This window comes from Enterococcus sp. 1001283B150225_161107_E12 (genome assembly GCF_015556925.1).
In the GTDB taxonomy this organism is placed as follows: domain Bacteria; phylum Bacillota; class Bacilli; order Lactobacillales; family Enterococcaceae; genus Enterococcus_B; species Enterococcus_B mundtii.
Genome location: NZ_JADNNI010000015.1, coordinates 6805 through 21636, shown reverse-complemented (window position 1 = coordinate 21636; position 14832 = coordinate 6805). Strand labels below are relative to the sequence as shown.

Sequence of the window (14832 nt, the reverse complement as noted above, 5' to 3'; positions counted from 1 at the left end):
ACTGCCGAAGCCCTTCAATTATTGAAGGCTTTTTCTTTTGTAAAAAATATAAGGAGAACATACATGAAAAAATTTCAAATCAAATTAAGAATCTGGTTCATTATTGGTATGTTATTAAGCTCATTTTTAAGTCAAGGTTTATTAGTTGTTGCTACAACCATTGGACCTGTCGATCAAACTAGTCAAATAAAAAATAAACCAAGTAGTGATCAAGAAAAAGTAAATGACTATTTAAAGAAAAACAAGTTAGTTCAAGGTCAAGATGGAAAACTTTATACAACTACCGCAGAAAATTATAGTGAAACTTTAATTAGCGAGATGCTTAATTTTGATAGCAAAATTCGAGCAGGAAATAGTATTGTCTATGTAGATCCTAGTACCAACGTAGCGAATATTGATATTCAATTATCTAATGGAAATAGAGAATACGGTTGGTACGGCAAGCGCGTCAATGGAGAAATTGCAATGTGTATCGAACAAGGAGTTGCTGTAAATGTTGGCTCAAATGGAGGATATACAGCTGTGTTCCCAAATACCGCATTGATGGAAAGGGTTTCATTGATTAAGTATTATGGTATCATTGTTTCCGGTCATACGTTATAAAAGAGATTATGACGCAGCTATTAAGTTGGGAACAACAAGGAATAATGCCACTTAATATGTCTGGAGTACTTTCGATGGCGGATTATCAGGCGTTTAAGTCAGAAGTTATGGCTAATGTAGACAAATTTTATACTAATCCTTCCTTTCAAGGACAAACTGTAACTTTAAAAGTTGGAGAGAGTAAAACGCTAACTGATACAACAGGAGCATTTAACAACTATGAAAGTACTCCTATTTCAACGCCACAAGGTTTATCGATTACTAGACAAGGTAATCAAGTAACTATTACTGCAACTAAAGAGGCACCTACTAGTAGTAAAATTGAATTTCAATACAATATTGATGGTAGCTATAAAGGTGCGATTGTAGTATATGAAAATCCCTATACACAGAATGTTATGGTAGGAAGAGTGAATGATCCAGTTCGTACAAATTTTCAGATCAACGTCCAAAAAAACGGCAATGCAAGAGTACACAAAGTGGATCAAGCCACGAAGCAACCACTTGCAGGTGCCGTTTTTCGTTTTACTACATCGGATGGGCAGACAAAAGAACTGACAAGTGGTTCGGATGGCTATGCGACTTGGAATGATTTATTGGTAGATACTAAGGTGACGATCCAAGAAATCAAAGCGCCGGATGGCTATATTTTAAATTCTAATCCTCAAACACTGACAATCAAGGCAAACGAAACCACAACGATTTCGTTAGACAATCAGGAACAATTAGCAAATTTAACTGTGATCAAAGAAGATGAGGAAACAGGGAATCAGCCACAAGGAGCTGCACAATTAACTGGGGCTGTTTATGAATTAACAAGTTCGGATGGAATTCTAGCCGGTCGCTTGACGATGAAAGATGTAGATGGGATTGCACAAGCAGAAATTAAAGGACTAAAACTTGGTACCTACTATTTACAAGAAGTAGAGCCACCTGTAGGCTACAATTTAGATCCAACGAAGTATACAGTTAATTTGACTTATGCAGGTCAAAATGAAACAGTAGCGGTCCACCAGAAAACAGTGACTGATCGTGTCATTAAAGGTCATGTGGAAGGGTATAAATTTGGATCGAGACCGTTGATCCCCAAAACATTTACGGAAATGCTCGAACGATTGACCAACCAATCAAGTGATGTGAAACCACCGCTAGAGGGTGTGGAGTTAACTGCTACTTCTCATACAACCGGACAGGAATATGTTCAAGTGACTAGTGAGAATGGATACTTTAAGTTTGAGAATTTGCCTTATGATACCTATACAATAGCGGAAACACAGGGTGTTGATGGCTATTTATTAATTGAACCTTTTGACGTCACAATCACGGAAGAGGGCTACACTCATTTCTTCTTGTTGGAGGATCGAATCATTGAGTCACGTTTGCATATTGTCAAAGTAGATGAAGAAACTGGACAAAATATTCCGTATGCTGGCGCTCAGTTCAAAATTTTTGATACATGGGCAAACGAAGGGGAAGGGGCGTTCATTTCAATGGTTCGCCCAAATGATACAGAACAGACAGAAATTTTTGAAACGAATGAAAAAGGAGAAATCGTTACAACGGAAAGTCTTCCTTGGGGTGTTGACCGATATGAACTTCATGAAATGAAAGCACCTGAAGGGTATGTCCCCTTAGAAGAGCCCTTAGTGTTTAGCGTGACAGAAGAGGATGTAAATGCTCTGATTCGCTTAGAAGTACCCAATCGACTAGCTAGACAAACAGTAGAATTGATCAAGCGTGATCGTCTAAATGAGCAACCGTTAGAAAATGTGGCATTTGAATTATACAAAATCGAAAAGGACGAGGAAAATGAAGAAACAGCAATCTTGATCGATGAGTTTTTGACGGACCAAGAAGGGAAAATCCAAGTAGAAAATTTGCCTTACGGTTCGTATAAATTTATCGAAACAGTACCATTGGATGGCTATTTACCATTAGAAGAATCACTCGAATTTTCAGTCACGGTTGAAAAAGATGGTGAATTGATTGTACTGGAAGCCTATAACGAAAGGGAAAAATTAGAACTGACAAGTTTATTTACTGATACCAACGGACAGAAAGAGCTAGATCCAACTTTAGATAATCAGCTAAAAGATACCGTATGGATGAAAGGGGCAGCGATTGAACTTGGTCATACGTATACAGTGGTTACGCAATACAAGCAGACGAAAACAGGAAAAGTAGTAAGTGAAGCAATCTCTTCTTATACTGCTAAAAGTAAAGAGGATCAATTTGAAACCCATTTGAATTTAAAGGCAAATACGTTGAAAGACGGTGATCAGTTGACTGCTACTCATGTGATCTATTATGAAGAAACGCTGGAAAATGAAGTAGCTCGTGAAGATGACTTAACGAATAAAGAGCAAACAATCAGTTTTAAAACTCCAGAAAAACCAGGAGAGAAGACAGAGGCGAAAACAAAAGAGATAAAAGAAGAATTACCTAAAACAGGAAGCAAACAAACGATGGTTGGTTTGTTATTAGGAATAATTTTACTTTCTTTTGTTGGAGTCAATTGGCTGTTACGGTTAAGTAGACGTCAGTCTAAATAAATGATGGATAAATATGAATAAGGTTTCGACCTAGTTAGAGTCCTTGAACTTTGGATAATAACTAGGTCTTTTTTATGCAAAAAAATAAAAATAAGGAGGAAACATGGACTTAAAGAAGATCAGGAAAAAGGAGAAAAAAGAACCACGACCTAAAGTGAAACACTTGTCTCAAAAGAAAGCGAATCGAGTGGTGTTTGCTATCGTTTTTCTTTTGTGTCTTGCTGCAATCGTAGGTGTCATACGTTCCAATGTCGTTGCGATGAATTTTGATCAATTAGCGAGTAAAGTTGAACAAATCAATCAGGATAATCAAAAGACAACTGAAACAAAAGAAAGCTACGATCCAGCAGCTTTGGCATTTTACGCCACAAGTTTTGCAAAAGAATATCTTAATATGGATGGAAAGGCAGAGGAAGGGAAACAAAAAGAACGACTTGATCGTTTGGCAAATTATTTATCGTTTGATGTGGCATTGATCGATGAGAAAGGAAATGAACAGTTAGAGTTTTCACGTCATTTCAAACAAGCAACAGTGACAAGAACAGTTGAAGAAACAGAGTGCTTACTTGTTTATTTAAACGTTGTATACGAAGTGAAAAGCACGGAAGAAACAGAGACACGAACGCAAGAAATGGTGTTACCCATTCAAGCCAAGGATCAACTCTTTGCTATTGTTAGTCGTCCTTATTTTCTGACTAGTCGTCTACCACAAGGCAAGACCGATCAATTAGAGAAAACGAAAGAAACGATCGAATTAAGTGGAAATGAAAAAGAAGAGGTAGAAATATTCTTAAAAATGTTTTTTGAAAAGTATGCTTCCGCAGATAAGCAGGAATTAATGTTACTGATGAAAGAAGCAATTGAATCACCTGAAGGCTTAGAACTTGTGGCTGTCGATACAAGTGAAGTCACTTATTTTGATACACAACAACAAGACGTTTTAGGTGTGCAGGTGTCAGTGACTTTTGCCGATTTATTAACAAATGCAGCCTATACGGAAAACTTTTCACTGTGGCTAACACGGACAGAGAATTCTTATTTTGTGAATACACTGAAACATTATTTTACGGAAAAGGAAGGGAATTAATTTATGAACGTCAGTAATTTGGATAATTTTTTAAAGAATGGTTTTCTAACCATTTTAGCATTTGGTGTCATTATATTGATCTTGAAGCATTGGAAAGGGGCAGAATGGTTAAAAATTGGCTCTGTGATCTTGATTGCCTTGATTTTAAGTGACTTTGCGAACAATCAAGGAAGAAACACGTTTAATCTGTTGAAGTGGATTCTAGGCTTATTTGGAATCAGTATGTGAGGTCGATAGATGAAGCATTATGATTATTCAAGAGGATTAAAAGCACCTTAATCATTACAAGTCATCAAATCGCCGAAGGGAAAAGTGGTATGGGTGTTTGCCCAACCGTTAAATATGTCTTATGTGTTGATGTTGATCGTATTGCTTATGATTGGAATGGTTTTATGGTCAAGATTTACGCTACCGACTATTTTTGGTATCGATCTAAACTTACTACTTGTTTTGTATTTCCCTCATAAAATCGCTCGCTGGTACTCCGAAACAGAACCAGACGGTAAATCTGCGAACCATTTTTTGAAAGATTTTTTTAGCTATACCAAAGACTATATCTTGGATAAGCGTCCGATTATTGCTTTTGAGCGAATCAAGGAATTAGAAGAATTCTCATTTAAACGATAGGAAGGAGTTTGACATGCAATTAGAATACCCATTGTTGGAACAACGTAGTAAAAATATGGTGCTCACGCAAGAGAAAGCAGTGATCGCTTATTATCGCATTCGTTCGGAAACGGTGATGTTGACAGATTTTGAAAAGAAACAAAAAACGAAGAAGAAAGTGGCTCGTGCGTTGAAACGATTAAAAGGAAGTGAAGGTTTCGAAATCAACTTATTGCCAGTGAATGCGGATATTCGCGGAAAGATGGGAGCAATGCGCACCTTGATTGATCCAGAAAATTATGCTATTGGCGTAGAGAAATTGAAAAAAACAGCGATGGTACTGGAAGAGGAAATGGGAATGGTCTATGAATACGTATGGATACTCGGCGTTCCCCTAATAAAAAAAGATATCGCCATTGATATAAAAGAAAACGTGTCGAGAGCAATCAACCATGTGACAGAAACAGTCATAACAAGTTTAGGATTTTCCATTGATGTGGAAGAAAACTGGGAAAAGGATTACTACGAACAAGAGCAGGAAGTGTATCAAAATATTTCAGAATTACTGGTAGAACGTTTAACAGAAGATGAGCTGTATTATTATCAAGCCTATCAGTTTTTAAAGAATATTCCTCATGATAAAGAAGAGATATTAGCTAGTCAAAAGCTGGACAATTTAATGTCCACAAAAATTCAACCGCAATTTTTAGGAGGATTGCGGTTTGCTTGTGAGCAGGGAGAAAGTCATGTTTCTTATCTTCCAGTTGGAGATCTCGGTGTCTTTTTAGATGGTAATCATTTGCTCGAAATCGTTCAAAAAATGCCTTTCCCAGTAGAAGTGAAGGTTCAAGTATCATTTGCAGAAAGTAAAGGACAATTAGCACTTTCCGGTCGTTCAGCTCGTGCAAGGACACGTACAAAAAATATTATGCAAGAGGCACACTTAGCAGGATCTAAGCAAAAGCGAAAAATTGTAGAAGGTCAGCTATCTTTAGATGACTTGGATCAGAAAATTGATGATGGCATAGATATTATCGATTGGCGAGCTATTTTGATCGTTTGCGGTCGTTCAAAAAAACAAATGCAGGCAAGAAAGAAGTATTTGATCAATCGTTTTGATGGGTTGGGCATTCCTCTACTAAAAGCGACGTTCGACAATCCTTATTTATTTCAATCTACTTTATTTGGCAATTTTATGCGGATGAAAGAGAAGAAGTGGCAACATACCAGTACAATCGAATCATTTGCAGAATTGAACTTCTTTACTTCCTTAAAAGCTGGAACGAAACTCGGTTATTATTTTGGTCGGGTTGATACAACCCTAGAGGAGAAAGAAGACCGCAAAGCTATTTTGTTAAATTCCAAGAATTTGATTTACATGAATATGTTTTTAGCAAATAAACAGGATGTAATCGGTAAGAAAACCAATAATCTACATTGGGCATTAACCGGTGATACAGGAAGTGGAAAATCAGTCACAGCGAAAAAATTATTTATGGAATGCGCTACACTCAAAGATCGAGTGTTGTATATTGATCCGAAAAAAGAAATGCGACGACAGTTTATGCGCACGATTAATGATCCGACCTATCAAAAAAATTACTCACTCGATACTAAATTTATCCGTACCTTCAATTTTGTGACATTAGATGTTCGTGAAGAAAAGAATCGTGGGGTTCTCGATCCGATTGTTTTATTTGATGAAACAGAAGCTATTGCAACTGCTAAAGCGATGCTGACAAACATTTATGAAGGCACATGGAACTTAAAACAAAAGACGGAAATCAATGAAACGATCGTAGCAGTCGTCAAAGAACGGAAATCTGGACAGAAAGTAGGTTTTTGGCAAGTGATTGAGCGTTTAGCAGAAAGTCCCATACCGGATGTACAGGATATGGGTCGTTTTTTGATTTCTACAGTTCGAAATTCCATTTTAGAATTGGCTTTTTCACATGGTGAAGTGCCAGGACTGTCTTTTGACAAAAAGGTAACGATTCTAGAAATTGAAGATTTAGATTTACCGACTGATAAGAATGAACAGATGGATGAAAATAAACGATTATCGGTCACGTTAATGTTTGCTCTAGGTACTTTTTGTTCAAAATTTGGTTCACGCAATCCCAAAGAAGAAACGGTCACTTTTTTTGATGAAAGTTGGATTTTTCAGTCGTCTCCAGAAGGAAAAGCTATTTTGAAATCGATGAAACGAATTGGTCGATCGTTCAACAACTTTTTAGTACTGATCACACAATCCGTAAATGATCTGGATGATAAAGACGATGGGACTGGTTTTGGTTCGGTCATCTGTTTTGATGAAGAACTAAATCGTCAAGGTATACTCAACTATTTGAATCTACCAAATAATGAACAAAACATGAAGTGGGTCTCGAATATGGTCCAAGGGCAATGTTTATTGAAAGATATGTTTGGGCAAATCAATCGAGTCGTGGTCCATGTGATTTTTGAAGAATGGTTGGAATTATTCAAAACAGTGGATGATACCGATGCTTCTGTCATGGAAAATCGTTTTGCGGTGTAAAGGAGAGTGGCATGAAGTATTTAATTGATAGTTACAATGCTTATATGGTAGATGGTGGTTTACTAGACAAAGGTTGGCAAGTAGTCAATTGGTTCTTCGTAGGCGTTCCATTTTTTATTCTAAGAATGTGTGCTTCCTTCTTTCTCTTTTGCGAAAATATTGTCAATCAATCGGATTTTTTCATTGCGAAACAGACCGAAGTTTTTAATATGTCGGTACGAATACTCAATAATTTTGGCGGTACTGGCTTTGGTGCAGGCAGTTTAATGGGCTTAGCAGTTATCTTTAGTGCCTATTACCTCTTAGCGAACTTCTTCTCCAATCGTCGAAATTTTATGAAGGTCTTGCTACATTATTTATTTGTGGCATTCATTTTCTTTGGTTGGTTTGGACAAGTACCGACTGCACAGGGGAACTTCAATACCTCTACATTTCTTATCAAATCCGTTACCGAGGTAACAAAAGTAATCCAATCACAATTTATCGCAGGGGCGAATACTTCTTCTGATTCAAATCAAGGAGGAAATGGTGTCTATCAAAGTCCAATGTTTGATGCGACTGTGCAACAAACATTTAATTTTGTAAATAGTGGTTCATTGGATGGCAAGATGGCAAATGGGGACAAGATAGATGAGAAGAAATTATTAGAATCACCAAATCTATCGGAAGAAGATCGAACGAATTTTATAAAAGAGAGAGACGAGTATCTTAGTTCCCTTGAAAAAGTGAATCCTTATTTTTCTCAAGATGGTGTAAAAACGATGGAAAAAAGCTTTGCCATTTGGGTAGGGATCGCCAATTTATTTATTCTAGCTTTTCCAGTGATTTATATTAATATCATGCTGATGGTCATTCAGATTCTTGTGATCCTACTGATACTAGTGTTTCCAATTTTTGCCTTAGCTTCCTTTTTCCCAAGATGTCAAACCTTGATGTTCAAATTCTTTAAAGCATTGATTGGTATTTTATTTTTACCAGTCATTTTTGGTGTGTTTATTGCTGTCCTATTTTGGGTCAATCGACTAATCGATCAAGCCTTCTTAGGGATAATCGGACAGATCAATGAAAGTCTTTTAAACGTCTTATCAAATGGCATGGTTCTTTTAGGAACAATGGTCTTAATGATTCTGGTGAAATATATCTTTTTAAAGAATCTTTGGAAGAATCGTTACCGGATCATTAGTTTCTTTTCTGAAGGACAAATTCAGCAACCGGCTTTTGAAAAGCAAGTAAATGAGAAAGTCAAAGAAGGAACAGAAAATATAGTCGAAAAAACAACTGCCGCAGCCCAAGTTGGTATTGGTGGCTATACAGGCAATATGGGAATGGCATTACAAGGTGCTTCAACACTCATGTCTGGTCAGGATAAAGCAATGAATTTAGGAAATGAACATTTTACCGAACCAAATCCACGTTTTTCTGGATTGAAGCAAGGAATGGAATCATTCTTTCAACCGGAGAATCCAGAAGAAACAGAGGCACCAACGTACGATGATGTTCAATTAGAGGAAGAAATGAGTAAATCATTGGAAGGTGAGTTAGAAAATGGTCCTGCTTCTTTCCAAGAGTTGGAAGAAGAAGCGTTCGATGATTTTGAATTGGAAGATGTCCTAACTGGAATACAGGATGAAGATCCAACAGTTGATCATTCATTGACTGAATCGGATGAATTGATTCTCGATGAATCACAACTTGGAGATGATCTAATGGAACAAACCATCGAAACAGAATCAGATATAGTTGAACAAGACTTTGAAGCACCTGAACTAGTAACGGAAGTAGCAGAAATAGGAGAAGCTGCAACAGAAGTGTCCGTTGATAATTTTGATGAATTACAATTTGCTAAAGAAGAGCAAGCCTTTTTCGATCAAAAACATGATCCAGAACTACTTGTAAATGATCCAGTCAATCAAGTGAATCAAGTATCTCTTAATCAACAATGGGAACATACCGGATGGACAGAATCAGAAGAACAATTTTTCTCGATCGATGAAGAAAAACAATCAGCACAACAAGAGGTAGAAGACTGGTGAAAAAATCAGTCTTCTTTTTTTAGAATTGAGGCGAAAAATGAGAAAAAAGGCGTATCTAGTTATAGGTAGCTGTTTTGTATTCTTAGTACCTTTTCTTTTATTTTTAGGTGTCTTTTCTTCCAGTCAAAACGGTGATACCTCGACATTCGATCCAATGACACCACAAGAAGAAGTCGCGTTGGAAGTCGCCAATTTTGTTCAGCAACAAGGAGGAACAAAAGAATTTGCGGCTGCATGGATTGGCAATATGGAACACGAAAGTGGCTTGATTCCATCAAGAATCCAAAGTGATCTCGCTTTTAATCCGATTTGGGCATACAATCCAGCAATTGGTGGATATGCAATAGGATTAGCACAATGGGATTCAGGTAGACGTGTGAATTTATTGAATCGAGCAGAAGAACAAAAACGAAAATGGGAAGAAGTCGCCATACAAATGGACTTTGCTTGGTACCATGATGGATCAGATAGTACGCTCTTAAAAAATATGTCTACCGGTACAGATACGGAAGGCTTAGCCGTTGATATTTTAAAGTACTGGGAACGTGCAGGTACAAAAGATGATCCTTTGGAACAAAATAAACGAAAGACGAGTGCGATCAATTGGTATCAACGCTTATTTGAGGGATCGTTAGGAAATGGTTCTGCCAATATTGGTGGTGGCAAAATTGACATTTTGGAAGACGTGATGGGTCAAATGATCAAAGGTGGTCAGTGTTACGGCTTAACAGCTTACTATGTACAAAAGCTTGGCGGTCCACAATTGATGGGGTCAGGTTTTATGTATGCAGAATCGATTGGCAGTGATTACGACTGGAAAGCGTACGGTTGGGAGGTGATTTTCAATCCAAAAGCTTCGGAGTTAAAAGCAGGAGATGTCATCAATTGGTATGCAGGACAAGCACTTTCTCCTGGCGTATATGGACATACGGGTATTATTGCAAGTATTGAAGGCGATGGAAAATTTACAACGTATGAACAAAATGCCGGACAAGGACAAATTTGTGCGAGATATTCGCGACAATGGGGCAGAGAGTTTACTCGGGTATCAAGTATTATCAGAAAAAAATAAGGGGGGAACTACATGTTTTTGCAAACAGGCTTGAATCGACGACAAATGAAACAAATTTGTGAGAAATTTGGTTGTAAGAAAAAGGAATTTGCCGTTCGTCGGTTTGAAGATGGTTATCTCGTATCACTAAATAATAAAGAGTACAAGATCAAGTTTTCAGCCGGTCGCTTCTCATAAATCGTTTATGCAAAAGAAATGATTCGTGTACCATCAAATAAAAGAAAGCAGGTCAATCAATGAAACGCTATTATCTATTTGGGCTATTTCTAGGGATCGTATTATTAACTGGCTGTAGTCCAGAAGAAAGTCAATCAACAACACCTACGACAACAAGCAGCGTAAGATCGATGGAAGCTGTAGGATTCAGCACGATCCAATCAACAGAAGAAGCAGAAACCAGTGGAACGACAGAATCAAAAGAAGCGACTAAGACGATAGAATCAGAAGAGAAACACACAGAGAATGACAATATAGAACTCTTACAAAAATATGGAGAAGCCTACGCCAATTTCGAAAGTCTTAACCACCGCAATGAAAATCTCAAAGACTTGATGACAGAGGAATGTATCAAGATGAACGGTATCGATATTGAAACTGGTAATGGTCTTGGTAGTGAAGGAAAAGTAACTGCTATTTATCAAAATGATAAAGAAGAGTACGCTGTCTTATTAGACTGTATTCAGAATGGTTCACCGATCCGAATCTTGTTGTTGGCGAAAGTAGAGGGTGGAAAAGTGGCGGAGATGACTTATAATACGTTGAAGCAGGAGTATTAAAAAAATAAATAAAAATAACAAAAAATCATTACTTTAATCTTTTATATATATTATAATAATATGTGTTAGATAAATAAAATAAGTTAATGGAAGGTTGTTGTAAATGGCTGTTATAAATGACTTTAAGAATGTAAAAATGAGATCAAAAAAGTATTACGAATATTTAAATTTAGAAAAAGAGCAACCAGAAAAAATTAAACCAAGACTAGGGTTTTATTTATTGGTATTAGAATGTATTACAAAAGTTAAAGAAATCGATGATTTAATTGACATGATTATTGATACAGAATTTAGAAGTATTGTATTTAAAGATAGAAATAATGATTTAGGTGTAGATGCAGTTAATATTGATGAAGAGGAGCGTGTTATTCAGCTATTTAATTTTAAATATAGAGAAAAATTTAATAATGACAAAGGACAGTCTATGTCTAATATGATAGACGTCACAAAATTTTTAGTTCATGTTAAGGAAGAAAATACTGATGGATTGGATAATATTACAAAAAAGAAGATTATGAAAATAATTGAGGTTTTAGACTCTGATGATACATGGGATATAGAACTATACATGGTATCTAATGATAATGTGCCTTTATCTGTTGAAGATCCAACAATTAACCAGTTTAAAGAGAGTTATGGAATGCAAATTAAAACAATAGTATTAGATCAAATAGTATCTTATATTTCAAATTTTCCTGAAGATATGAGTGCAAAATTTTTAGTAGATAGTACTTCTGTCATGACATATGAGGTAGATGAATTATCTACTCGAAAATCTTATCTAGTTAAATTGCCTTTAGCTGATCTGATTAGAATAACTTGTACTGATAAAGAGTTAAGAAATGACCCCGGTGTTAGTTACTCCAAACTAAGTAATCAAAATTTAGAAATGAGTCTTCTATTTGATAATGTTCGTGGTTACTTGGGAGAAAATACTAAGTTTAATAAAAATATAATAGATACTATTAAAAACGAACCTAAAAGTTTTTTTATGTTTAACAATGGATTAACAATGACTGCTAAAAATATAGAAGCCGGATATAAAAATGGGAATAAAAAATTTGAATGTACTATAAATGGGTTTCAAATAGTTAATGGAGGTCAAACATTAAGAACTATTTATGAATATAGTCGTCGGAATTTTGATGAAGACAGTATTGCTAATGCAGAGGTACTTGTAAGAATATTCCAAACGGAATCAGATAAACAATTGACTAATAATATAGCAGAATACACGAATAGTCAAAATGCGATATCTTCTATTGACTTAAAATCCATTAGTAATTTGCAGATTCAAATAGGAGCTTTTTTGGAGTCAAATGACATACTGTATGTGAGGAAGTCAGGTGATTTTGGAGAAAGTAAAAAAAATTACAAACAGCGTATATCTATGGAGAAAGTAGCACAATTAATTTATTCTAATATGGGATATCCTGATAGAGCAACAAATCAGAAAAAAGCACTATTTGAAAAATATTATAATGAAATCTTTAATGCTGAGAAATTAGATTTTGAAACTATTATTACGTTGATTGATAAATATTATGAAATTGAAGAAGCCTATAGTAATTTGAAATATGAAGGATACCATCAAAAATATTTATATATAATCTATCTATTAAATATAGTAGAGGATTCTACGATAGATCAATCTATTATGCTATTAGAGAAATTAATAACTGATTATAAAAAAGATGAACAGATTAGTGCCCCTAGAAAATTAATACAAAAGGGATTTAAAGATTATATAATAGAAAAACTAAGCTAATTTATCACCAATAATTTAGGAATAAATTACTTAATAAAAATGTTCGAGAAAAGCTAGAGCATTTTTTATTAAGTAGTTTTTTTATTCAGTGTTTATTTTAAAAATAGTTAGAAAGGTGGAATTTCATGGGAGGCTTCTCTAGAAAGGAAATCTGGCTAAACAAACAAGGCATACTCAACCGCTTCGAAGGCTTAACCAAAAGCACGCTAAACGTATGGTTGATAGAAATGCGGCAGAGTCCAGAGTTTTATCAGTATGTCATTAATCCCACGCAGCGCTTAGTTTGGATCAATTTAGAAGGATTTATAAAATTTTTAAAATGGAAGGCACATGAGCGAGGGTTTTGATTCCTTTGCTTATGTGCTTTTTTATTTGGAAAGGAGGATGTTCTGAAGGCTTCAGATTATAAACAGTATTTGCGAAGTACCTATACAACGATTGACAAGAAAAACTATTTGCGGACATTTCAGGTATACTACGATCCAGTTAAAGAGAAAACGAGAAAGAAAAGTGTGAATTGGAAAGCAAAGGGATTCAAGAGTGAGCGACAAGCGTTGCGCTATTTGCATGAAGCGATTGAAAAAGAATTTCAGAAGTATACGGTGTTTTCTAATGGTGAGTACTGTGAAACGTTTGGCGAACTGGTTGTACTTTGGTTGAAGGCATGGGAGCCGACGGTTCGTCAAACGACTGCCGATTATCAGTAGCAAATATTGCAGCGGTATCTGATACCTTTTATCGATGGACAGACTCCTTTAAAACAAATCACTCCGATGTTGATTGAAGGGCTATGGGCGGATATTTTATTGATACGGACGAAAAGGGAGAAAGATTATCTGGAACAAGCGACGTTGGAAAAAATTCGTTCTTTGTTAAAGCAGATTTTAGTCTATGGCTACCGACATGATCTGATCCAATTTGAATTAAAGAAAATTGAACTAAAAATTCCTGCGGATCGAAAAAGAAAATCACTACAACACCGAAAGAAAAAATTTTTAGAGAAACAAGAGATCCAGCTATTATTAGAAGCAATCAACGAGAAGTATGAGCAGAATCACGAAATCAATAAGATGAACAAATTATACTTAGATGTAGTAGAATTTCTAATCCGTAATGGATTAAGAATAGGGGAATTAGGGGCATTGACGGTTGATAAGGTAGATTTCACGAATTGTAAGTTACGTATCGATGAAGGACTAGTAGCTGCTGGTCGAACGGTGAAAGAGTATGTGCGGAATCCGCCTAAAACTCTTTCTTCTGTCAGAGAAGTTGATTTAGACCAGCGATCGATCGCAATTATTCAGAATCGAATCCTAGTAAATCAAACACGCCAGAAAGAAATGAAGCGACGTCAAAAAGGTGAGTATCAGAAAACCTACTATAATAAAGAAGGCTACTCAACGATCCGAACGATCCCAGCATCAAAAAAATTCGTTAATACAGACACTATTTTCCAAACACAAAACGGCACACCAGTTGTCTATCACTCGTTAAATGAGTTTTTAAACGGTCAAGGCAATCTATCCATTCAAGCTATCATGAAGACCAAAGATCCTTCTTCCCAAAAACATTTGAGTTCCCACACCTTCCGCTACACCCATATCTCTCTACTCGCCGAAGCAGGTATGCCGATCAAGGCAATCATGGAACGTGTAGGGCATGCCAACATGAAAACTACACTGGAAATTTACAACCAAGTCTCCAATACAACTAAAGAAAAACTCATCCAAGAAATCGATTCTTGGATTTTTTAGTGGATTTGTTTGTTAAATACGTTTAGTATGCGTATATAAGAG

The 14832-nt window shown here is 36.0% G+C and carries 14 protein-coding genes; all 14 read left to right on the top strand.

Annotated elements, in window-relative coordinates; all coding sequences use genetic code 11:
* Positions 1-63 precede the first annotated feature (63 nt).
* Positions 64-603: a hypothetical protein gene (locus I2F89_RS15785; protein ID WP_416379330.1), complete on the top strand. Its 540-nt coding sequence runs from the start codon at positions 64-66 to the stop codon at positions 601-603.
* A 74-nt stretch (positions 604-677) separates the two neighbouring features.
* The gene (locus I2F89_RS11275; protein ID WP_416379329.1) at positions 678-3155 is read left to right on the top strand and encodes a SpaA isopeptide-forming pilin-related protein; all 2478 of its coding nucleotides are present in this window, start codon (positions 678-680) and stop codon (positions 3153-3155) included.
* Between the two features lie 103 nt (positions 3156-3258).
* The gene (locus I2F89_RS11270) at positions 3259-4242 is read left to right on the top strand and encodes a conjugal transfer protein (RefSeq protein ID WP_195514347.1); all 984 of its coding nucleotides are present in this window, start codon (positions 3259-3261) and stop codon (positions 4240-4242) included.
* A 3-nt stretch (positions 4243-4245) separates the two neighbouring features.
* A complete protein-coding gene (locus tag I2F89_RS11265) occupies positions 4246-4470 on the top strand; it encodes a hypothetical protein (RefSeq protein WP_195514346.1) in 225 nt (74 codons plus the stop codon).
* Between the two features lie 63 nt (positions 4471-4533).
* Positions 4534-4869: a TcpE family conjugal transfer membrane protein gene (locus I2F89_RS11260; RefSeq protein ID WP_324250210.1), complete on the top strand. Its 336-nt coding sequence runs from the start codon at positions 4534-4536 to the stop codon at positions 4867-4869.
* Positions 4870-4882: 13 nt separating this feature from the next.
* On the top strand, positions 4883-7387 hold the full coding sequence (locus I2F89_RS11255; RefSeq protein ID WP_195514345.1) for an ATP-binding protein: 2505 nt from the start codon (positions 4883-4885) through the stop codon (positions 7385-7387).
* 11 nt (positions 7388-7398) lie between these two features.
* Positions 7399-9420 carry a hypothetical protein gene (locus I2F89_RS11250; protein WP_195514344.1) on the top strand — a complete coding sequence of 674 codons (2022 nt, stop codon included), beginning with the start codon at positions 7399-7401 and terminating at the stop codon, positions 9418-9420.
* 37 nt (positions 9421-9457) lie between these two features.
* Positions 9458-10492, top strand: coding sequence for a phage tail tip lysozyme (locus tag I2F89_RS11245; RefSeq protein ID WP_195514343.1), 1035 nt, complete (start codon positions 9458-9460; stop codon positions 10490-10492).
* Positions 10493-10504: 12 nt separating this feature from the next.
* Positions 10505-10669 carry a hypothetical protein gene (locus I2F89_RS11240; RefSeq protein ID WP_195514342.1) on the top strand — a complete coding sequence of 55 codons (165 nt, stop codon included), beginning with the start codon at positions 10505-10507 and terminating at the stop codon, positions 10667-10669.
* Positions 10670-10728: 59 nt separating this feature from the next.
* Positions 10729-11268: an EF0163 family protein gene (locus I2F89_RS11235; protein WP_195514341.1), complete on the top strand. Its 540-nt coding sequence runs from the start codon at positions 10729-10731 to the stop codon at positions 11266-11268.
* Between the two features lie 103 nt (positions 11269-11371).
* Entirely contained in the window at positions 11372-13036 is a 1665-nt protein-coding gene (locus tag I2F89_RS11230; RefSeq protein WP_195514340.1) for an AIPR family protein, read from the top strand.
* 125 nt (positions 13037-13161) lie between these two features.
* The gene (locus I2F89_RS15535; protein WP_229078117.1) at positions 13162-13383 is read left to right on the top strand and encodes a hypothetical protein; all 222 of its coding nucleotides are present in this window, start codon (positions 13162-13164) and stop codon (positions 13381-13383) included.
* A 165-nt stretch (positions 13384-13548) separates the two neighbouring features.
* Positions 13549-13743 (top strand): hypothetical protein, encoded by a 195-nt coding sequence (locus I2F89_RS15530; RefSeq protein ID WP_229078116.1) that lies wholly within the window; start codon positions 13549-13551, stop codon positions 13741-13743.
* A 6-nt stretch (positions 13744-13749) separates the two neighbouring features.
* Entirely contained in the window at positions 13750-14790 is a 1041-nt protein-coding gene (locus I2F89_RS11225) for a tyrosine-type recombinase/integrase (RefSeq protein ID WP_229078115.1), read from the top strand.
* Positions 14791-14832 lie beyond the last annotated feature (42 nt).